Raw genomic sequence first — 21,304 nt, 5'->3', positions numbered from 1 at the left:
CGATTGATTGTAATGCCCTTGTCTCGGAAAATCAGAAGAAATCAGCCGAATACGGACAGTGTTTAAGATCTGGCATGACAAGACACTCACCGTGACGCCTTGGCGAGCAAAGGGGCTGAGTCCAGGGCCGGCCTATGAGTGTGCGGGTCACGTTGCTTGCCTGATAGTCCCCTGCGCCTTGTATTTCAAAGCCTGTATAGAGTGCGGCGGCAAGGTCGTGGTCCCCGGGCCCCCAACAGGGCGCCAGTCAACATGGCGCCGCTCCGGCTAGAGCGGCCGCTACCAATGGCGGCTGGAACACTGCCGTAATAGCACCTGTTCTGGTTGGAAAAGAGCTCAAGCGCTTTTAAATGACAGATACTTGTGGCCCACAAAGCTGGTCACCACGGGCACCGCTACCCCGAAGGCATGTGCGATCGTCTCTGTGTGCCTAACAAAGCCAAAGTGCGGAAATAGCCAGTCGGCCAAGAGCAGGCTGATCGCAAGAGTCTGCAGCACGGCGGCAAGGTTAACCACTGTGAACCAGAAAACCTGATGGCGCATGGAGTGGCTTACCTGCTTGAAAACGAGCAAACGATTGAGCGCGAACGCCGTGATCATGCCCAGCAAGTAGGCAACGATAATGGCGACGCTGTAGGCCAGCCAGTGGCTTAGAAGCATGCGCGAAAAGAAATTCACGCATGCTGCGACGCCACCCGCCATAACAAACAGCACGAACTGCCTGTTCATGTCAGAGGGTCGTCTCGCTGAGAGCAGTCTTCACGAGGGTCCTGGCGACCTCGATGCTTTCGTTGATCGAGCGATCTTCGGGATAGTAGTAACCCGTGTCTGCCATGTAGAGGCCGCCCACGGGCGTCTTCATGCTGGGAAGCATGTCGTAGAATCCCGGGGGGCAGATGGTCTGGGCGAACTCATAACGATGACAGTGCTTCGCCAGCACCCAGTCGGCGCGGAAGCTCGGGTTCAACTTCTGCAGATATCCAATCACTTCGTCGATAAGTGAATCATTGCTGTGATTCCACTTCGGATGCGTCTTGGGCATGTAGAACGGCGCGTATAAGATCGACGGCGACATCTTGTTGAGATTCGAGTATTCGATGACACCTGGGATCCCGATCGACGGATCGTTGATGTTCATCCAGAAGTTCTCACTTAACGGCTGTTTGAGCTTCAAGATGACGCACGCGACCGGGATGTTCCTAATCGCCTCGATGCGCTTTACGAAGTCGGCTGGCAGATCGGGCACCAAGCGCGGTACGTATTGGATGGGGGCTGTGGAGATGACACTGTCGCAGGCGATGGATTCACCGTTTACGACAATGCCGGCGACCTTGCCATCACGCACATCCACCCGGTCGATCCCGGATTTCAGGTGGATGCGGCCACCGTGCTCGAGAATGAACTTCTCCATCTTCTGAAGCAGTGCTCCGGAGCCACCTTCAAGGTAGCCCATGGTCTCTTGCATCAAGCTGCGGCGAGACAGGGCGACCCGCTTGATGCGGGTGCCGATCCAGGCAGCTGAAATGTTCTCGCTGTATTCGAACAGCTTGAGTTCAAACAGGCTCTTCCACAGCACGTTATAGGCCCGCTCGCCGATCCATTTGCGCAACCACGCGGTGGCGTTCATGCGGTCATACGGGCGCCAATCCTTGATGCCTTTGGTGTACATGGCGTGCAAGCCGTAACGGAATTTACCGATCCAGCCCAATCCGTCAAAGGCCAGCAGGGCTGTCGGGGTGCCCCATTTGTACAGCTTGCCGTTGTAGTAGAAGCCCATCTTAGTGTCTGTCCAGCGAAGCTTGTCGGACAGCTTGAGCTCATCAAGTAGCTCGAATAGCGGAAAGTCGGTCTTGCAGATGAAGTGGTAGTAGCGCTCGATGTCGAGGCCATCGAAATGGAAGCTTGCCGACATGCCGCCGATGCGATCGTCGCGCTCGTAGATATCGACTTCATGGCCGCGTTTTAGTAGTTCCATCGCTGCCATCAGGCCCATGGGGCCGGCGCCGAGGACGACGATTCGTTGACTCTTCATGGATGTTCTCTTCTGAAACGCGTGAAAAATTATATGACTGCTGCTTCAAGCTACGACTACCGGTTCTTCTGCAGTGCACACCAAACCGTGCTCTGGCTCTCCGTGGTCATGGTGCGGTAAACCTGTTCGCCGATCGTAACCACAAGTGATAACAGCACACTCCCGCGAGCCACGATGAAATGACTCTTGCTTCGTGGCTCGCCGCGGACGATGAGAATGGCTTATTTCCTGTCGTTCAACATTTGAGAGGGGCTTACGTCTTTGTGATGCATGCTGGTGAAAGCGAAGTGATTCGCTAGCATGCGCCGGTTTTGTACTGCTGCATCGCTCATTCTGGCTAGGTGCACTGAACTGTTAATTGCTTTTAGTCGCTCTCAACGTAATTGGATAGTGATATTGCCTGCAAGCTACCCATTCGCCCGACTTTTTCCTTGCGAGCCCGACACTGATTGTATCGTCGAGCTTACTTACATCAATAAAAGACTGGTAGCCTGAATCTTCTAGGGCTTCGGATTTGAAGTAGGAGGCAACGTCGGGGCGTTTGTATCGAACGATGGGTGCGGCATATGTTGTGCCAGTTTCAGTGGTAAGGGTGGCCGCAAAACTCTTATCACCAGGATCATTTTGAGTCTCTGCCACCCATCCTTGAATAGACAGCATTGTTGAATAAGAGGTCGTATGCTGCGCAGGTGACGACCCGTTAATGTAATCGATTGAGCCAAAGCAGTCGGCGTCCTTCAATGGCTGTCCATTGCTTATAATTTCTGCTGGCGTAACCATCTTCACAATCGAATTGATGGCTACGTGTTCCTGATTCGTCAATTCGTTCAAAGTTAATTGATATCCACTCCAGCTGGATAACTGCTTCGATTGCGCCCAGATCTTTATAGAAGTAACCCTTTTGTTGTCCAGGTATTGCCACGACCCATATGATAAAAGGAAGTCGGAGGTGTTCTCGACTAGCGGCGATAGAAGAAAGCCTGCCTCTCCCATGCCGGGTATGAAACGGTAATCATGAGAAGAGCCATCTAGGAGATTTACCGTGATGCGCAGCGGTGCCGGCTTGAAAAGAATGCTCTCCATTCGCCCAAGGAAGGTTCTCTTCATGTGAATCTGAGCAAATATCGGGCGCGGGGTGTTGGGGAGCGCGACGATCTCGGCCATTTCGTGATCTTGTTCCAGAAGAGGCCTCGTGTCGGGGACGTGCGCATTAGCCCCGCGCTTTTCTAGATAAATAAACCCATTTTCGTAGCGGGCTGGTTTGTACAGACCCATAAGGGCCGGCCAGCTGGGGCCGTCATCCAAAGTGGGCAGTCTCTCGTCAATGGGCTGCAGCGAGAAAACGATATTATCCGGCGATGTTGGCCCCAGGAGATGGAGTCGATTCGCCTCAGCGAGCTTTGGCGTATAAGCGGAATAGCTTTGAAAAACTGGGCGTGGAGACCATGTATTGTTGGAGGCAAGTAGATATGACTGATCGAATGGATAAATATCGGAGCTGCCCCGTAGCGCTGGTATGGGGTGCTCACGGTTCATGCGGCCACGCGCCTCCTCAAAATCCGTCTTCGATGTTCGCGTTCCTCGTATCGATGACAATAGGCCGTCACCTAGGCGGGCATAAGTATTGCGTGCTTGCGTAACCATGCTGGATGTGGAGATGGGGTAATAAGCATTGAAGATGGAAAACCATGCCAAGGTACACAGTGCTAGCGCAGGCCATTGCCAATAACTTCTTAGTACTAAACATATCGCTAAACCCGCCAAAAAAATCCCGCTTGCAGCGATGGTGGCGTGAGCGTCATGTCTGACAAAGCCCGCTTTGAAAGCCATAAATAGAAATAATCCGAACACCGCCAACAAGTAAAATCTATTTCGCCAAATGAGCGTCCGTTGCATAATGATGGTCGCCGTTAAAAAGATCCACGGTATCAAATAAATACTGATTTGCGAGGTCTTCCCTTTTGTGCTCATCGCCTCGGTGTAGCCCGAGATGATGGGAAGCATATTCATAAAATAATAGGGGAGTCCGCTGATAGGTTGATTGGCTAATAGCCAGAATAGGAGTAACGAGACGGCGGCTGCGACCACGGAAACTACAGTCATTCGCCAGTTGCTGGCTATATAAAACCTTGCCGCACACAAACCACCGATCGCGAAGGCTAAGATCAGTAGAGAGCCTTTTATCAGGGGGATGAGGCCTAGGACCCCAAAGAGTAGGGCAATAATCAGGTATTTGACGGCGCCTTCGCCGATGTTGAGGCTTTCCAAGTCATCACTGGGAAGGGTAAGTCGATAGACAAATAGTGATAAGAGTAGAGGGTATAGCAGCAATGTGGCATCCGGCGCTCCTCCGTTACAAGACAGAAAAAAAATCGCTAATAAGCTTAAAAGTAGTGATCGCCGTGCAAGCAAGTAGAGGAGCAGGATGGCAAAACTCAATGCCAAGTAGACACTGCCCAATAGTGAAAAATAGTAAGTTGCAGGATTGTAGGATGACGTGTATATCGACGCGTAAGGCCCAAAGGTGAATATTAGGTCCTTGCCTAAGACTAGCTTATTTTTTACTGCTTCGCCCATTCCATAGCCCCAAGAGCCATCTAGCCCGGACGTTGGCATTCCGGGGCTAATGGGCACAATCGCGGCAGCCAGGGCAATAATTAAGAGAATGCGTACTGGCCATTGGGCTAGGCGCGTCATTTTCTCTAAGTATTCTTTGATGCTTTTTGTCGTCATGGTCAGCTTCCTGCGCTCAGGCGATTGACTGTCTCTGGTAACCCGGGCATTTATTTAAAATGAGAATTGCTAATGTAGCCATATGCTGAGAAGGCTGGATCTTATTGTCTCGCTCATGACAAGAAGGGGGATTTGTAGCGATTTGTGGTTGGTGTTTGAGCCATTAATATCCACTTTTGAGCTGTGGCCGAGGTAGATGCCTCCTCTGGGTAAATCGCCAAGAGGCGCAGAGCGGTAATCCTTAGGTGTCGCATATCAGCGTCTCTCGAAGAGGATTAACTGCGATAATTCGGCTTTGGTATTGGATGGCAGCGATATCGCGATGCACCGGACGTGATGGGCGCGACATGAGGGCGCACTGGCATCGACGAAATCATGATTTGCATTCTTTGCTCATCGGCTATTTCAAGGCAATTCAAGTTTTCGCCACGCCGCTATCGTTTGAGAACGATTTCGCTATAGCGCGGATCGCAATAACTCTCTTTGATTGCATCTGCAAACGGCGTCTGTCGAAAGCCGAACACCTTCTCTGTGTCGATGCCGTGGAACTCGTCTCCTGCGGTCAAAGCCTTCAACTGATCGGCAGTGAAGGGTGGCTTGCCACTGAATACGGCGTATAGACGCAGCAAGAAGTGGAACAGGCCGTAGGGGATATGCACTATCGCAGTGTGTAGCTGCTTGGCTTGCTTGATAGTTTTGATGATGTCCACGTAATCAATGCGGGTATCGCCCACTATGTCGTAGATATCGCCATCAGGCTGCGTTTCGATGCAGCGCACGATGCAGCGGCAGAAATCGCGCTCGTAGAGCGGCTGACGCATGTAGCGACCATCGCCGGGGATCGGGAATACGGGTGTCTTTGCCATGAAGCGCGACAGCCAGCCCAGATGCTTGGGGTCGAACCAGCCGAACATCAGCGTCGGTCGCAATACGCAATGCTTGACACTGCTTTCGACGACCAGCTTCTCCTGTGCCTTCTTTGTATTGGTGTAGTCGTCATCAGCGACCGATACCACCACCGACGAACTGATATGCACGAGGTAGGGAATGTGGTGTCGATGCGCGGCATCGAGCACGCGTTTGGTTGCATCAATATTGTTTCGAGTGAAAAGCTCGGTGTACTTGCCAGTGATTTGTGCATGCAACTGAACCACGCAGGCGGCGCCGGCGACCGCTTCGGTCCAGTTGCCATCGTTGGCGAGGTCGGCGTGAATCACCTGGACATCCGGATGCAGCTGGCGAAGGATGCCGAGGTTGTATTCGTGCTTGTCGATAGCAACCAGGTTGGAATAGCCCTGGGCCTTCAGTTCGACGATGAGATTCTGTCCGACTAGGCCAGCGGCGCCGGTCAACACGAGCTTGGAGTGCTTGTCGATCTTGTTCATGGGCGTTAGAGCTTGATGCGCTTGAAGACGAATTCGGGGATGTGCTGGATGATCAGCATGATCGGTAACCAGAACCAGGGCAGGTAGACCACGCTCCGGCCCCGATCTGCGGCACGCACGATGCCATGAGCGATGCCATCGGGCTTGGCCCAGAGCGCGCCTTTTTTGAAGTCGCGTGTCATCGGCGTGTCCACGAACCCTGGCTTGATAGTCAGCACGTTGACGCCGACCTTGGACAGACGTTGGCGCAGGCCGCTGGCGAATGCGCTGACCGCTGCTTTGGCGGAGCCGTAAAGGTAGTTGCTCTGGCGACCACGATCACCGGCGACAGAGGAAATAATGGCGATCACGCCTTTGCGCTGTGCCTCAAACCGTGATGCCATGGCCGTCAGCAAGGCGATCGTCGAAGTGCCGTTGGTTGCGAATTCCTTCATCGCTACGTCTACCGACGTTTCGCACTGCACCTGGTCAGGCAGGGTTCCATGGGCGAGCAACGCGACGTCGACATGCCCTAGCGTCGTCCAGATCTGATTGATCACGCGGGCGTGCTCATGCAGGTCATTCACGTCGAGCGAGGCGTGAAAGACGTCCTGTGATCCGCGCACGCGAAGGTCAGCGCTAATGTCGTCGAGGCGTGCGGCATTGCGTGCCACCAGGAATAATTGGGCTCCGCGCGCTGCGTAGAGGCGTGCCGTGGCTTCGGCAATAGCGGATGTGGCGCCGATGATGACGACCTTTTGCATGCTTACTCCGTGACCCTGCGCCAGAAGCTGGAAGAGAACTTCGGGTCGATGTAGTGGCTGAAGGATTCCCACGCGGGGAAATATTGTTTGAAGTAGGTGGCGGACATGCGCGCGTCCTTGGCCGGGTAGACCGCGCCTCCTGCCGCCGCGACGATGTCGTCCAACCGGTTGAGCAGTGCGAGAGTGCTGCCGCCACGGTTGGGAAAGTCCAGCGCCAACGTGGTGCCCGGACGCGGGAACGACAGCATGCCCGGCGAAGGGACGTCACCGAACTGCTTCAGTACGGCGAGGAACGAGCCCTGGCCCGAAGCGGCGATGGTTCTTACTAACGACTCCATGCATCCAAGCGACTCACTGGGTGGCACGACGCACTGGTACTGCATGAATCCGCTCGGTCCATAGATTCGGTTCCAGTCGCCTATACCGTCGAGCGGATAGAAATGCGGTTCGTAGTGCATCGTGATGTGACTGACGCTCTCCCGCTGCCTGTGGTAGTACAGCGCATTGAAGGCTCTCAGACTGAGCGGGTTGATCAGCGAAACAGGTGGCGTCAGCGGTACGCGCAAGCGGCGCGATGGCGCGTTTGGACGGCCATCCGGATGAGACGGTGCATGATTGGCTCGAGTGAAGATGCCGCGTCCGAGCGCCTTGCCCTGGCTCACGCAGTCGATCCACGCCACCGTATATTCGTAATCGCGGTCGGACTCCTGCGATAAGCGGAAGAAGCCAGGCAGGTCTGCGAAGCGATAGACTTCGCCGCTCATCCACGGACCGGCTACGCGGCGAAGCTGGATTTTTGCGCGTGTGATCAGTCCTGTGAGTCCAAGGCCGCCGATGGTCGCCGCGAACCACTCCGGATGCTGCTCCGGGCTGCAAAGGCGACGACTACCGTCGGAGCGCAGCAGCTCGAACTCCACCACATAGCGTCCGAAAGTACCTGCCTTGTGGTGATTCTTGCCATGCACGTCGTTGGCAATGGCGCCACCGACGGTCACGAACTTGGTGCCGGGCGTGACGGGCAGGAACCAGCCCTGCGGTACTACGAGATCCAGGATGTCGGAAAAGAGCACACCTGCTTCGCATTCCAGTACGCCCATTTGCGCGTCGAACGCTATGAAACGATCCATGGGACGGGCATGCAGCAGCATGCCGCCGTCATTGAGGCAGCTGTCGCCGTAGCTACGGCCATTGCCGTGCGGCAACATTAAGTCTGGCAGCGTGGGCAGCGTCGCGTGCCGGTCCGCGAGTGCGACGACGGTCTGGTTCGCTTGTGGGTAGCGCCCCCAGGATTGCCCGACCTTGCTCATTGGATAGCAAAAAGGATGACGAGCGCGGCCATCACCAGCAATACGCGGCTCAGTCTGTCGGTGACTGCGAAGACCACTGGGTCGTCATGCATGATGCCGCGATGCGCAATAGCCCATGTGCGGCTGATCCAGTAAAGAAGAACCGGGCACAGGAGCCATAGATAATGCGGGTGGTGATAGAGGATCCGGCTGTCAGGGCTGTCGATATATAGCGCAAGCACCAGCACCGAGAGATAGCCGCTCGCGGCGCCCAGCGATTGGATGAGCGGGATGTCGCCGATGTCATAGCCGCGGCCACTCGCGTTGATCTTGCCTGCCTTCTGTGCGGACAGCAGCTCAATGTAGCGCTTCACCATGGCCAGACTGAGGAACAGGAACATCGAGAATGCCAGTAGCCAGAACGACGGCTTTGTATGGATGGCTGCGGTACCGGCAATGATGCGGCTTGTATAAAGCGTGGCGAGGACCACGACGTCGAGCATGACGACGCGCTTGAAGCGGAACGAGTAGGCGCTCGTCAGGACGTAGTAGCCGGCGAGGACGCCCACGAAGATTTCATGCAGCAGGGTGGCCAGGCCAAAACTGATGATCAGCAGACCCAGGGCAACGATAGGTCCCGCAACCAACGGTAGATGGCCGGCCGCGAAGGGCCGATTCTTCTTGCGATGGTGCTGGCGGTCGGATCCGAGATCCAACAGGTCGTTTGTGATGTAAACACTGGATGCGCACAGGCTGAAGCAGACGAACGCGAGGACGGTTGCAAGCACCGCATCGACTTCAAAAAGGCGGTGGGCGGCGAGCAGCGGTAGGAAGACCAGCGCGTTCTTTATCCATTGGTGCACACGAAGCGCTTTCACCCAGTGGCGCAAGCCCGCGACGGGAAGCTCAAAGCGCTTTTCCACCGTCGTAAGGCGAGCCGCCGCCTGGCTTAGCGAAGTGCCTGATTCCACTGTAACTGCCGCATGGGCGTACTTCCACACCTTGAGGTCGACACTGGCGTTGCCAACGTAGTCGAAGCCGCCTTCACCGTACTGCTCCACCAGCACCTGGGCTTTATTGCTGCCGGAGAGATTGCGCTGTCCATCGCTGGCCAGGACTGCGTCGAAGCCTCCCACGTGGGTGGCGACGGCCTCTGCCAGTTCAGCATCGGAGGCGGTGCAGAGTACGACGGAGCGTACGGCTTGTTGTTCCCTGACCCAGGCGAGGACATCGGTGTTGTAGGGGAGATGGGTCGGGTCCAGGCTGACCCGGCTCGCGATCTCTCGCTTCAAATGGGCCTTGCCGCGCAGCAGCCAGCCCAACATGGGGAAAATGGACAGGGGATTGTGCGACAGCAAGGCCAGCGCGGACTCGACCAATAAGTCCGAGCGGATCAGGGTGCCGTCGAGGTCGACACAAAGCGGCACGCACTCTGGTGGGGGGCGATCCGCCCTAGCTTTGACAGATAAGCTTTCCATGATGCCCCTAGATTCGATCCATGCCGGGACCCTCGATTCAGCCCCCGGCATGGGCGCACGAAAATGCGCGCGGGCATGTTACTACGACAGGGTTGGAACACGCCCTACCGGGCTGAATGCCGGCAGCTCGCCTGGTTACGTTGGGTCGCAGTGGGCGCCACTTGCAGGAAAAAATGATGACGGCGGCCAAGGCCGCCGTCATGCAAGGGGTCAGCCCAGGGCTTGTGCCAGATCGGGAATAATCTTGAACAGGTCCCCGACTAGGCCAATATCGGCGATTTCAAAGATTGGTGCCTCGCCGTCCTTGTTGATGGCGACGATGGTGCCAGCGTCCTTGATACCGGTGAGATGCTGGATGGCGCCGGAAATACCAATGGCCATATACAGCTCCGGCGCGATGATCTTGCCGGTCTGACCCACCTGCAGATCGCTCGGCACGTAGCCCGCGTCGACGGCTGCACGTGAGGCTCCTACAGCAGCGCCAATCTTGTCGGCGAACTTGTAGATAATCTCGAAGTTTTCCTTCGAACCCACACCGCGGCCACCGGAGACGACCTTGCTGGCACTTTGTAGGTCCGGGCGATCACTCTTGCCCGACTGCAGTTCAACGAAGCGCGTGTGTGAGGGCAGGGCGACATCGATATTCAGGCTCTGAACCGGTGCGCTGTTCGCGCTACTCGCCGCAGCAGCCCACGAAGCTGTGCGGATGGTCGCGACGACGGTACTGCCCGCGTCGGCCTCTACCGTAACGATGGCATTACCGGCGTAGATCGGACGCTTAAAGGTGTGGCTGCCCTCCACGTTCATCACGTCACTCACCTGGGCGACGCCGAGCAGGGCGGCCACGCGCGGCAGCACGTCTTTGCCGAACGTGGTGGACGGCGCGAATACGTGGCTGTAACCCGCTGCCGCCTTGGCGATCTGCGGTGCCAGCACGGCGGCGAGCGGATGTGCGTTTTCGGCGCGGGCGATGGTGAGCACGCGGCTCACGCCCTCGATTCTGGCCGCATCGGCGGCGATGGCATCGGCGTTGTCGGCCAGCACCAGCACGTCGATGGCTTCCGGTTTGATGGCCGCCGCGGCACTCACAGCGCGTGCGGTGGAGGAATTCAGCTTACCGCCCAAGTGCTCGGCGATGACGAGGATCTTGCTCATGTCATGTCTCCGTTAGGCTGCTCAGAGCAGACCCTTCTGCTTCAACGCCGCGACCAGTTCGGCCGCATCCTTCACCAGCACGCCCTTGCTGCGCTTGGCCGGCGCGGCGTAATGCGTGGTCTTCAGGTGGTCGTTGGCTTCCACGCCCAGTGAGGCGAACTCGATGGTGTCGATCGGCTTGGACTTGGCCTTCATGATGTCCGGCAGCTTGATAAAGCGTGGTTCGTTGAGGCGCAGATCAGTGGTGATCACGGCGGGCAGTTCGGCTTCGATCACTTCGAGGCCGGCGTCCACTTCACGGGTCACCTTGACTTTGCCGTCAGCCATCTCGACCTTGCTGGCGAAAGTGGCCTGCGGACGGTCCCACAGCGCGGCCAACATCTGGCCAGTCTGGTTGGCATCGTCATCGATAGCCTGCTTGCCGAGGATGACCAGACCGGGCTGTTCCTTCTCGATCAGCTTCTGGAACACACGGGCGGCGGTGAGCGGCTGCACGGCATCGGTGGTGACCACATGGATGGCGCGATTGGCCCCCATGGCCAGGCCGTTGCGCAGGTGGGCCGTGAGATCGGCTGGGCCGATGCCCACTACGACCACTTCCTCGGCTACGCCCTTTTCACGCAGGCGCAGTGCTTCCTCAAGCGCGATGTCATCGAAAGGATTGGCGGAAAGCTTCACGCCATCCGTTACCACGCCTGTGCCATCGGGCTTCACCTGGATGCGGACGTTGTAGTCCACGACACGCTTGTAACCGACAAGAATCTTCATCTAAGGATCCTTCACCATAAGCCGCCGAACAGGCGGAAAAAGACCATTCTACCCAGCTTCAAACATATGTATGAATGCGCGCACCAAGTTCTTACAAGCCAATCACTTAGACGGATCGGCGCGCGTATGGATATGGCCCCTGGGGGCCATCGGAGGGGAGCCCGCATACGCGGGCAGCGTCCACGGACTCGAAGCCGGCCGCTGATGTTGCCAGACTGAAGGCGCGTTCCACAGCATGTGCCGTGGTGCCATCGATCTGTCCGGTTTCAGCGTCGAACTCCCAAGGTTCGAGGTGCGCATCAAGCAAGGGGCGAAGGGCGGACAGGCGCACCCAAAACATGCTTCCCGCGACGAACTCGGCGCCTGGCGCCGGCTGCGGAATACCTAGACGGACACATAGCGCGCGGATGTTGGATTCGTTGGCCCCCCAGAAGTGATCGAGCGGCTGCGAGTGCCCCTCAGGCGCCACTAGGCCGAGGCGCGGGTTTGCGGCGAAGGCATCCATAATCCTGGGCACCCGATCTGGGGCAGCTAGGGCATGGAGCAACTCGTTGCGCCATTGCGAACCATCGCCACGATGTACCGATTGCTTCGTGTGCAGTTTCAAGACGATATCGACGCCTTCGTTGAGTAAGCGGTCGGCCACATGCAGGAACGGAAGCACGTCGCGCCCGCGATTCTCGAAAACATCCAGCTCTGCATCGAGGTTCAGCGCATTCAGTCGCTCCCTGACCTGGCTCTCCAGACCGGTAGCGGTGGTGAGGATGATGCGCCAGCTCACAGGTGTGCTGCGCAGCTGCGCGGCGATGTCGTTCAGCACATTCACGTACCACACATGCACGACGACGCAAGGGCGCGGGTCTATGTTTCTGCGTGGTTCCAGTAGAGCGGCGCGTGTAGCTTCCAGCCACGCGTATCCAAGGCGCGTGTCAGGTTCAAGCACAGCGCCTTCCGCCCATTCGTTCCACGCATTGATGAAGACCATGGGCGCGCGCGGCGCGCGCGCGTTGGCTACATCGACGGCATGGCGCAGCCAGTCGCGATACCCACGCGGAGAAGCATGGGCTAGCACGCGTCCTCGCCCACTGCGCCGCGGCTCATTGTCCCAGCTCGGATTGACGCCCGGATACAGCGGATAGGTAGGTGTGGATGTACGCATGGCACTGTTGGCGAGTTCCCGCCAGTCCAGCACCTCGCCTGCGAAGGCCGGATTGATCAACTGTTGTGTCGCGGTGATGGAAGGAAGGCTGACATTGTTTGGCGGAAACTCAACGGCGGCGTCGAATCCGATGTTGCTCGGATCGACGCGGTCGAAGCTCTGTACGTAGGCAAGATGGATGTCACCGATGCCATTCTCTTTGCACCAAGTGCGCCAACGTGCGGCGGTGTCCTTTGGCGAGGGAAGCAAGCCGGGACGGTAGACCAGCAGCATGGGCTTGCCGTCGACACGAAGGTAGCGGGGATCCCTCAGATATGCCGCGACGTGGCTGATGAAGGCGATGTCATCTTCAGCGCTGTGCTGTTGTCCGATGAGCACGTCGTCTGCGCGTCCGTCCCACCGCCGCGACCAGTTTTCGTTGGCCCAGCATAGGCAGATAGGCAGGTCGAGCTCGGCGTACGACAGCCAGTGACGCAGCGGTGTTTCCAGCAATGTCTTGCCGGCGAACCAGTAGAAATAGGTGCAGAACGCGCCGACGCCGTATTCTCTGGCCAGCTCCATTTGACGTCGCATCACGGCGGGCTGCCGCAGATCGTAAAAACCCAGCTCACCGGGCAAGCGTGGTTGCGCATGACCCTCGAACTGAGGCAACGCGCGCGTCACATTGCGCCACTCAGTGAAGCCGGCACCCCACCAAGCGTCGTTTTCCGGAATGGGATGGAATTGTGGCAAGTAGAACGCGACCAGTGTGGCTGGTAGCTGCGGGGGAAGCATTCCCTTGCGATAGGGAATGTAGCCGACCGCATGGCCGGCCGCTCGCTGAAGCGGACGACGAGCACCGCCGATGGGTGCTCGTCCGAGTGGGGGCGCGGGTACCAGACCCGCATAGCGGTCAAGGAAGCGTTGCCGCCAGCGATCGCGAGTCGCCACCGGCATGGGCACTAGCCGGAAGCCCACGCGTAGCAGCTGGAACACTTGGCGTTTCGCGAAATCGAAGAGCGGCATGGACGTTATCCAGGTGGTGCAGGAATGGTCCCGATTGCGGCGGAACGGATCAATCCAGCACGCGACGTAACGTGGCGCTGGCGGCCTGTGGCGAAAAATGACGATCGACGTTGTCCAAGCCATACCGGGACATCGTCGACCACAGCGCTTCGTCAGAGGATAGGCGTACCACGGCGTCGGCAAAGCTGACAGCGTTTTCCGCCACCAGTACGTCGATGCCAGGGCGCAGCTGCATGCCCTCGACGGCGGTTGCGGTAGCAATCACAGGCACGCCATGGCTCATTGCCATGTTGATCTTGCCTTTGACGCCTGCGCCGAATCGTAGCGGCGCCAGTGAGGCCAACGCACCCGCCAGCCAGGGCGCGAGGTCCGGGACGCGCCCATGCAGCTCTAGGCCTGGGGTGCTCAGCTCGCTGCGCGCCATATCAGGTATGTCGCCGATCACATGCACGGTGATATCCGGCAGCCGGGTGCGCAGGGCTGGAAGGATGTCCGACGCAATCCAGCGTATGGCGTCGACATTGGGTGGGTGCCCAAAACCGCCGATGAAGACGAGGTCCTTCCGTCCCTGGAAGGGACGAAGGCAACCATGCACCTCATGGATGTTTGACAGCAGCTCGACCTTTGCATGAGGTAGTTCGGCGGCAAGGAGGGCCTGCTCATGCGGACTCACTACGAAGGTCACGTCGCATTGTTCGATCAGTGCAAGCTCGCTCTTGCGCGAAGCTTGCGCCTGGCGGGCCATCGTAGCGCTGCCGCTCAATTCGGCGGCGCGTCGTTCGCGAAGAAAGTGCAGGTCTACGGTGTCGAATAGCAAGCGTGCCTTGGGCGCCAGTTTGCGTACCAGCGACATATACTGGCCGGCAACGGTGTGGCGACAAAGCATCACAGCACGAAGTTCGTGGCCGTGCGCGCGCAACCAGTGCGGTAGATCGGAAACCCACGGGCGACACAGGACTTCGACTCCCAGCGCACCGAGCGTGCGGATTTCCTCGTCAGTTGCGCGTCCGTCATCCGGAAGGAACGATACGGCCCAGCCCTGTTCGTCGAGCAGCCGGAGGATCGCGCTCAGCCGCAAGGATCCTGAGTCACGCGTGGGTTCGGGCGTCATGCTGTCCACAACAAGAATGCGGCCGCGGCGACGCCAGTTCAGCGCGTGCATCACCGAAGTGCCTACCGGTGGTTGAATACTTAGCGCCTTTTCCCATTTGGCGGAGAACGTCGCCTGGTTCGTCACCTGATGTCGCTTCATGCCGGCATGCAGGTCGGTGCCAGCACTGATGCCTTCGCAGTGGATCACAGTGCTCGAAGGCTCGTAATACACCTTCAGCCCGAGCTCCCGCACAGCAAAAGCGAGATCGGTGTCCTCGTAGTAGGCGGGTGCATAGCGTATGTCGAAACCGCCCACGTGCTCGAACACGGCGCGACGGATCATCAAGGATGCACCGCTGACGTAATTCACCTCGCGGCGACTGCGCCAGGCGGGCGCATCGCGTTGTTCGAATCGGCCCACGTTCCAGCAGCTGCCATCGGCGAACACCAGTCCGCCAGCTTCCTGAAGTCGTCCATCGGGATACACAAGCCGACCACCCGCAATGCCGCAGTCGTCGCGATCGCCGAAGCATCCCAGCAGGCCGTCCAGCCAGTTATGCGTGACCTGCGTGTCGTTGTTGAGGAACAACAGGGATTCGCCGCGTGCAGCGTTGGCACCAGCATTGCAGCTACCGACAAAGCCGAGATTGTGCTCATTGCGTAGCAAGCGCAGGCCGCTGATCTGGCCGAGTCGTTCGGCGGTGTCGTCAGGCGACGCGTCGTCGACGACGATCACTTCGAACGGAACATTCGGCGTATGTCGCACGATCGATCGCAGACAGGCCAGCGTGTACGCCACCTTGCCATGGACGGGAATGATCACCGAAACCAGTGGCTGTTCCGACGTGGGTAACGCGAACGGCTCGAACGGAACTTCAAGAGGCTCGATGTGCAGTGAGTCGTCGAGTGTCGGGCGACGCTCGAATTCCTGCCGCACACGGGCAAACGTGCCGCGCCAGCCGCGCAGCACCACGCTACCGCGGAAGCGCTGCAGCGCATAATTCAGGCGTTTGAAGCGCCAAGTAAGTCGGGCGGACAGCGCAATGCCCTCTAGTCAGAGGTTCTGATAATTCGGCCCCGATCCACCCTCTGGCGTTACCCAGTTGATGATCTGGTACGGGTCTTTGATATCGCAGGTCTTGCAATGCACGCAGTTTGCGGCATTGATCTGCAAGCGTTTACCGGCTTCATCCTGCACGATCTCGTAGACGTTGGCCGGGCAGAAGCGCTGGCAGGGATTGCCGTACTCTTCGGCGCATTTGGTGACGCAGATGGAGGTGTCGGCGACGTGCAGATGGATCGGCTGGTCTTCGTCGTGCTCGGTGGCGGCGAAGTACACACCGGCCAAGCGGTCGCGCGGCGCCAGATCGCGCTGCACGTAGTCGCGCTCGGGTTCTTCCTGCTGACCAAGCTTGTGCAGCGAGGACCAGTCGGCCTTGTTCTTCAACGTCCACGGCGAGGCGCCACCGGTGGCGGTTTCCCAGGCGGCGTTGAGCATGCCGAACCACAGGCCCTTTTTGAAAGCGGGCTTGATGTTACGCACTTTCTTGAGTTCGGCCATCACGTCGGAGCCGCGCAGTTTGGCATCGAAGCCAGCAGGGTCGAGTCCGTTGGCGGCGAGATGCTCTGCGGCCAGCATGCCGCTCTTGATGGCCTGGTGGGTGCCCTTGATCTTGGGCACGTTGAGCAGGCCGGCGGTGTCGCCGATCAGCAGGGCGCCGGGCATCTCCACCTTCGGTAGCGACTGGTAGCCACCGGTGACGATGGCACGGGCGCCGGCAGAGAGGATGGTGCCGCCGTCCAGCAAGGCTTTGACCGAAGGATGGTTCTTCCACTGCTGGAAGGCTTCCCACGGCTGGTAGTTCGGGTCGCTGTAGTCGAGGCCGCTGACGTAGCCAAGGGCGATGCGGTCCTTGTCCAGGTGATACAGGAAGCTGCCGCCATAGGTATGGTTGTCAGCCGGCCAGCCGAAGCTGTGCACGATCTTGCCTGGCGTCACGCGCCCGGCCGGCACCTGCCACAGTTCCTTGATGCCGATGGAATAGCCCTGCGGGTCGCTGTCCTTGTCCAGCGCGAAGCGCTTGATCAGCTGTTTGGTGAGGCTGCCGCGCGCGCCTTCGGCCAATACGGTGACCTTGGCCTTGATGTCGATGCCCTGGGTGTAGCTGGGCTTGTGCGAGCCGTCCTTTGCTACGCCCATGTCGCCGATGCGCACGCCGGCGACGGAACCATCCTCGTTATAGACGGTGTCGGCGGCGGCGAAACCGGGGAATACGTCGACACCGAGCGCTTCCGCCTGGGGCGCCAGCCAGGCGCACATGGCGCCGAGCGAAACGATGAAGTTGCCGCGGTTGTGCATGCCCGGGGGCACCGGCAGCTTGCGTCCGCCGGTTTTGCTGAGTAGCCAGAATTCGTCTTCGGTGGCCGGCACGCAGATCGGCGGCGGGTTGTCGCGCCAGCCGGGCAGCAGGGCATCCAGTGGCTGCGGCTCGATCACTGCGCCGGAGAGGATCTGCGCGCCGATGGTGGAGGCTTTCTCAATCACGCACACGCTGACATCGGGCTTGAGCTGCTTGAGCCGGATCGCGAACGCCAGGCCGGCAGGGCCGGCACCGACGACGATCACGTCGTATTCCATCGTTTCGCGTTCGCTCATGGCGTGCTCCAAAAGTCTTGGCTGGCTTCAATGGCTGGCATCGGTAGCGCTTGTTTGTACAAGCGGCAACCGGGGCGGCCCGGGCCACCTCAGTGCGCCATTGTCCGTTTTCGCGCACTGTGCGGCAACGCATGGTGCGATACCGCTTGCAAAGCTTTCACCACAGACGGTGATAATCGAAGCCGTTCGAAAGGGAGTTTTCATGAACCAACTACCGCCGATCTCCGCATATGACCTGCGCCGCGCCACCCTCTGCCAACTGCTGCACTGGCTTGCCATTGGCCGGGTCCAGCCGCAGGCGCTGGCCGACGTGTACCAGGAGGCGATCGACCGTCTGAATCCACAGCTCAATGCCTTTGTCGGCCTGAGTTCAAGCATGTTGCAGGAGCAGGCCGGGGCTGCCCAGAACCGGCGCCGCGATGGGGTTATCGGCCGGCTGGATGGGATTCCGGTTGCCATCAAGGACAACTTCGATGTGGCTGGCTGGAACACGCGTGCGGGCCTGCCGGGCCGCACGCGCGTGCCAGATACGGATGCGCATGCAGTAGCCCGGTTGCGCGCGTCGGGTGCCGTGCTGATCGGCAAGACCAATATGGATGAAGGCGCGCTGGGTGCGGTGACCGACAACCCGCATTTCGGCCCCACCCACAATCCGCATCGTCACGGTTATACCGCTGGTGGTTCCTCGGGTGGTGCCGCAGCGGCGGTGGCCGCCGGGTTGGCGGTGGCGGCGATCGGTTCGGACAGCCTCGGCTCGATCCGCATCCCGGCCAGCTACTGTGGCATATACGCGCTTAAACCCACCCACGGCGAAATCTCCGCGCGCGGGCTGGTGCCGGCGGCGCGGCGGCTTGATGCGGTGGGCCTGCTCGCGCGCAGTGCCAACGATCTCACGGTGTTGCTGCAGGTGCTGGCCGGTTACGACGCGGACGACGCGCGCTCGCGCCGCCGCCGTGTAGCCTTCGCGCCGCCGGACTGGGAGCCGGGCAATCTGCGTTGCGGCCTGCTGCCGGATCTTGCTGCCGTAGGTGTGGAGCCAGCGGTCATCGAGGTGTTTGAAAAGACGCTGGCGCAGCTCCCGCGTGAACTGGGTGAGCGTCGTGTAGTCGACTTCAGCGACTGGGATTTCGCCCGCACCCGTCGCGCCGGCCTGTTCCTGATGGAAGCGGAGATGCTCAGCACCTTCGCCGACGATCTGGCTGACACCGCGCACCCGGTCTCCCCTCGCTTCCGCAAGATGCTCTCTTATGCCGCCAGCAAGAGCGCAGCGGACTATGCAGTGGCGGATCGCGTGCTGGATGCGGCCACGCTGAAAATGCGCCGCCTGTTCGCCCAGGTAGATGTGCTGGTCATGCCCACCACGCCTCAGGGGGCGTTTCCGCTGGATGGCCCGGTGCCGGATTCGCAGGCAGACCTCACCAGCTTTGCCAGTCTCGCCGGCTGTCCTGCGGTCAGTATTCCGATGGGCCAATTGCCGAATGGTTTGCCAGTAGGACTGCAGATGGTGGGGGCACGTGGTTCGGATCTGCGCCTGCTGGAGCTGGCGGCGGTCTGCGCGGCCACATTGGATGTGGAGCCGGCCTATCCCGTCATCGCCTGATCGCCATGAGCTTGTTCGGCGACGATCAGACGAAAGCGTGGCAGCCGATTCCCTTGCCGGGCGCACAGTTGCGCTGGATTCCCCAGTGGCTGGATCCAGGTGAGGCGGATGGCTTGCTTGGGGACTTGCGCGAATCGATTCCTTGGGAAACCCATCGCATCCGCATCTTCGGCCGCGAGGTGGATTCGCCCAGGTTGAGCTGCTGGATCGGCGATGCCGATGCCAGCTACGTCTATTCGCGCACGCGCTTCGAGCCACGCCCCTGGAATGCCACCCTGATGACGTTGCGCCAGCGGGTGGAGGTGGCTTGCGCAGCACGTTTCAACAGCGTGCTGGCCAATCTCTATCGCGATGGACAGGACGCGATGGGCTGGCACAGTGACGACGAGTCAGAACTGGGACAGCAGCCGGTGATTGCCTCGCTGAGCCTGGGCGCGGAGCGGCGCTTTCGCCTGCGCCAGCGCACATCGGTAGGCGGAAAGCGAGAGATCTACGGCATCGTTCTGCCGCACGGCAGCCTGCTATGTATGGCCGGAGATACGCAGCGGTGCTATCAGCACGATCTGCCGCGGACGCGCGCCGCCACAGGCGCGCGGCTCAACCTCACGTTTCGCTGGATACATCCAAGAGATACGTGATCAGGGCGATGCGTTGTGTCCGGCCGCATCCGTGCGCTGTTGCAGCGTCCATTCCACGATCTGATTGGCCAGCGTGTCGCCGGCCTGGCCGAACGCTGCGACCACCTGAGGCACAGCCGTGCCACTCACCGGCTGGCTGATCTCGAAGCGATGCGTTGCCACGATGCGCAGGCCGCTGTTGTGGACCAGGCGGGCGTCGTAGCGCACCACGATCACCGGCTGGCCGCCACGGTATTCAGACTGGAAGGCGGTGAGATCGCCGCTGAGCGCATAGTCTGCCTGCAGGTTCATATCGTCGCTGCTGAGCGCGGCGATGCGTCCGTCGTCACGGAAGGCTTCCAGCAAGCGGTTGCGTAGCAGGGTGGGTACGCGATCACTCCAGCGCGCGCCTTGATACACGCTGACGACATCGCCCTGCGGCAGCACGGCGATGCGGGCGCTGTCGATACTGCGATCGGCTTGCGGGGTGTCGATGCGCAATGACCAGTTCACCGCGGCAATCTGGGCATGTGGCAGCGCGGTGGAAGGCAGGCGATAGATGTCCGGTGATTCGGCCTTGGGCAGCACTGAGCAGCTGGCCAGCCAGGCAAGCGACAGCACTCCGATCACGCGGGATACGGGGCGGATGGCGATCCTCATGGCACGAACTCCTTGCTGCGGTCGCGGCCGAGTAGGAAGCCAGCCGGGTTGTCGTCGAGCTTGCGCGAGATGCCGCGCAGCGAACCAGCGGCGTCACGCAGTTCGCGCACCGCCGGGCCAAGTTCGCTTAGCCCCTGCATGCCGCCATTGAGTGCGGCGCGGTTGTCGTTAAGCAAGTGGTCGATGGCGGCGGTGGAGCGTTCCAGCGAGGCCATCGCGTTCTTGGCGCTATCGAGCGTGGCGCGCGCTTGCACGTCGATAAGGCCGTTGGCGTTGTGCGCCAACTGTTCCGTCTGCGCCAGCGTGGCATTGGCCTGCTTGCTGGCTTCGGCTAATTGGCGGAGCAGCTGCCGGATGTCGTCGCGCTGGTCGGCGATGGCGCCGGTGGCCTTGTCCAGATGATCCAGCGTGCGGCTGATACGGTTGACGTTGTCTTCCGACAATAGCTGGTTGGCGCGCGAGACCACGTCGTTGATATTGGTCATCACGTCTTCGCCGTTGGTGAGCAGGCGGCTGAGCGGTGACGGATCGGCCACGATCACCGGCGCATGGCCATCGCTGGATACCAGTGCCGGGCTGTTGGGCGAGCCACCGCTGAGCTGGATGATGGCCATACCGGTGACGCCGGTAAGTGCCAGCTTGGCGTGGGTGTCCTGGCGTACCGGGGTGTCGGCGCCCACGCGGATGCGGGCGAGCACGCGGCGCGGGTCCTTCGGATCGAGCTTGAGCTGGGTGACGTCGCCGACCTTGATGCCGTTGTATTGCACCGCGCCGCCTTGCGACAGGCCGGTAACCGCTTCGTTGAAAACCACCTCGTATTCGTTGAACTGCTTGTCGGTGCTGGACTTGGCCAGCCAGGTGCCGAACAACAGGGCGACGGCCACCACGATCACCGTGAACAGGCCGATCAACACATGATGGGCTCGGGTTTCCAT

General features: G+C 59.6%; 16 protein-coding genes. 2 read left to right on the top strand and 14 right to left on the bottom strand.

The annotated features are described in order from the left end of the window. Positions 1-336 precede the first annotated feature (336 nt). From BM338_RS11525 to BM338_RS11470, 12 genes are all read right to left on the bottom strand, one after another. Entirely contained in the window at positions 337-729 is a 393-nt protein-coding gene (locus BM338_RS11525) for a GtrA family protein (protein WP_090451007.1), read from the bottom strand. A 1-nt stretch (position 730) separates the two neighbouring features. Further along, positions 731-2,032: an NAD(P)/FAD-dependent oxidoreductase gene (locus tag BM338_RS11520; RefSeq protein ID WP_090451006.1), complete on the bottom strand. Its 1,302-nt coding sequence runs from the start codon at positions 2,030-2,032 to the stop codon at positions 731-733. A gap of 354 nt (positions 2,033-2,386) precedes the next feature. Beyond that, entirely contained in the window at positions 2,387-4,765 is a 2,379-nt protein-coding gene (locus BM338_RS11515; RefSeq protein ID WP_090451005.1) for a hypothetical protein, read from the bottom strand. Between the two features lie 434 nt (positions 4,766-5,199). Then, entirely contained in the window at positions 5,200-6,150 is a 951-nt protein-coding gene (locus BM338_RS11510; protein WP_090451004.1) for an NAD-dependent epimerase/dehydratase family protein, read from the bottom strand. A 5-nt stretch (positions 6,151-6,155) separates the two neighbouring features. After that, the gene (locus tag BM338_RS11505) at positions 6,156-6,893 is read right to left on the bottom strand and encodes an SDR family oxidoreductase (protein ID WP_090451003.1); all 738 of its coding nucleotides are present in this window, start codon (positions 6,891-6,893) and stop codon (positions 6,156-6,158) included. 2 nt (positions 6,894-6,895) lie between these two features. Then, positions 6,896-8,200 carry an FAD-binding oxidoreductase gene (locus BM338_RS11500; RefSeq protein ID WP_090451002.1) on the bottom strand — a complete coding sequence of 435 codons (1,305 nt, stop codon included), beginning with the start codon at positions 8,198-8,200 and terminating at the stop codon, positions 6,896-6,898. Further along, on the bottom strand, positions 8,197-9,657 hold the full coding sequence (locus BM338_RS11495) for a UbiA family prenyltransferase (protein WP_090451001.1): 1,461 nt from the start codon (positions 9,655-9,657) through the stop codon (positions 8,197-8,199). The genes BM338_RS11500 and BM338_RS11495 overlap by 4 nt, the downstream gene beginning before the upstream one ends. Positions 9,658-9,867: 210 nt before the next feature. Beyond that, complete coding sequence (locus BM338_RS11490; RefSeq protein WP_090451000.1) at positions 9,868-10,812, bottom strand: electron transfer flavoprotein subunit alpha/FixB family protein; 945 nt, start codon at positions 10,810-10,812, stop codon at positions 9,868-9,870. Positions 10,813-10,833: 21 nt separating this feature from the next. Continuing rightward, on the bottom strand, positions 10,834-11,580 hold the full coding sequence (locus tag BM338_RS11485) for an electron transfer flavoprotein subunit beta/FixA family protein (protein ID WP_090450999.1): 747 nt from the start codon (positions 11,578-11,580) through the stop codon (positions 10,834-10,836). 106 nt (positions 11,581-11,686) lie between these two features. Further along, positions 11,687-13,744 carry a glycoside hydrolase family 99-like domain-containing protein gene (locus BM338_RS11480; RefSeq protein WP_090450998.1) on the bottom strand — a complete coding sequence of 686 codons (2,058 nt, stop codon included), beginning with the start codon at positions 13,742-13,744 and terminating at the stop codon, positions 11,687-11,689. 49 nt (positions 13,745-13,793) lie between these two features. After that, complete coding sequence (locus tag BM338_RS11475; protein ID WP_255367274.1) at positions 13,794-15,806, bottom strand: glycosyltransferase; 2,013 nt, start codon at positions 15,804-15,806, stop codon at positions 13,794-13,796. 84 nt (positions 15,807-15,890) lie between these two features. Beyond that, positions 15,891-17,492, bottom strand: coding sequence for an electron transfer flavoprotein-ubiquinone oxidoreductase (locus BM338_RS11470; RefSeq protein ID WP_090450997.1), 1,602 nt, complete (start codon positions 17,490-17,492; stop codon positions 15,891-15,893). A gap of 202 nt (positions 17,493-17,694) precedes the next feature. Between BM338_RS11470 and BM338_RS11465 the strand changes: the two genes are divergently transcribed. Both BM338_RS11465 and BM338_RS11460 read left to right on the top strand, forming a co-directional pair. Continuing rightward, entirely contained in the window at positions 17,695-19,092 is a 1,398-nt protein-coding gene (locus tag BM338_RS11465; protein ID WP_090450996.1) for an amidase, read from the top strand. Between the two features lie 5 nt (positions 19,093-19,097). Beyond that, on the top strand, positions 19,098-19,730 hold the full coding sequence (locus BM338_RS11460; protein ID WP_090450995.1) for an alpha-ketoglutarate-dependent dioxygenase AlkB family protein: 633 nt from the start codon (positions 19,098-19,100) through the stop codon (positions 19,728-19,730). On the opposite strand, the gene BM338_RS11455 is transcribed toward BM338_RS11460, so the two are convergent. Together BM338_RS11455 and BM338_RS11450 are read right to left on the bottom strand one after the other, a co-directional pair. Then, positions 19,731-20,369, bottom strand: coding sequence for an ABC-type transport auxiliary lipoprotein family protein (locus BM338_RS11455; RefSeq protein WP_090450994.1), 639 nt, complete (start codon positions 20,367-20,369; stop codon positions 19,731-19,733). It lies immediately after the preceding gene. Beyond that, positions 20,366-21,304 (bottom strand): MlaD family protein, encoded by a 939-nt coding sequence (locus tag BM338_RS11450; protein ID WP_090450993.1) that lies wholly within the window; start codon positions 21,302-21,304, stop codon positions 20,366-20,368. The genes BM338_RS11455 and BM338_RS11450 overlap by 4 nt, the downstream gene beginning before the upstream one ends.

The sequence above is a fragment of the Dyella sp. OK004 genome, assembly GCF_900114495.1.
Classification (GTDB): Bacteria; Pseudomonadota; Gammaproteobacteria; order Xanthomonadales; family Rhodanobacteraceae; genus Dyella_D.
Note: the sequence above shows the minus strand (reverse complement) of the source record. Positions and strands in the feature narration are given on the sequence as shown.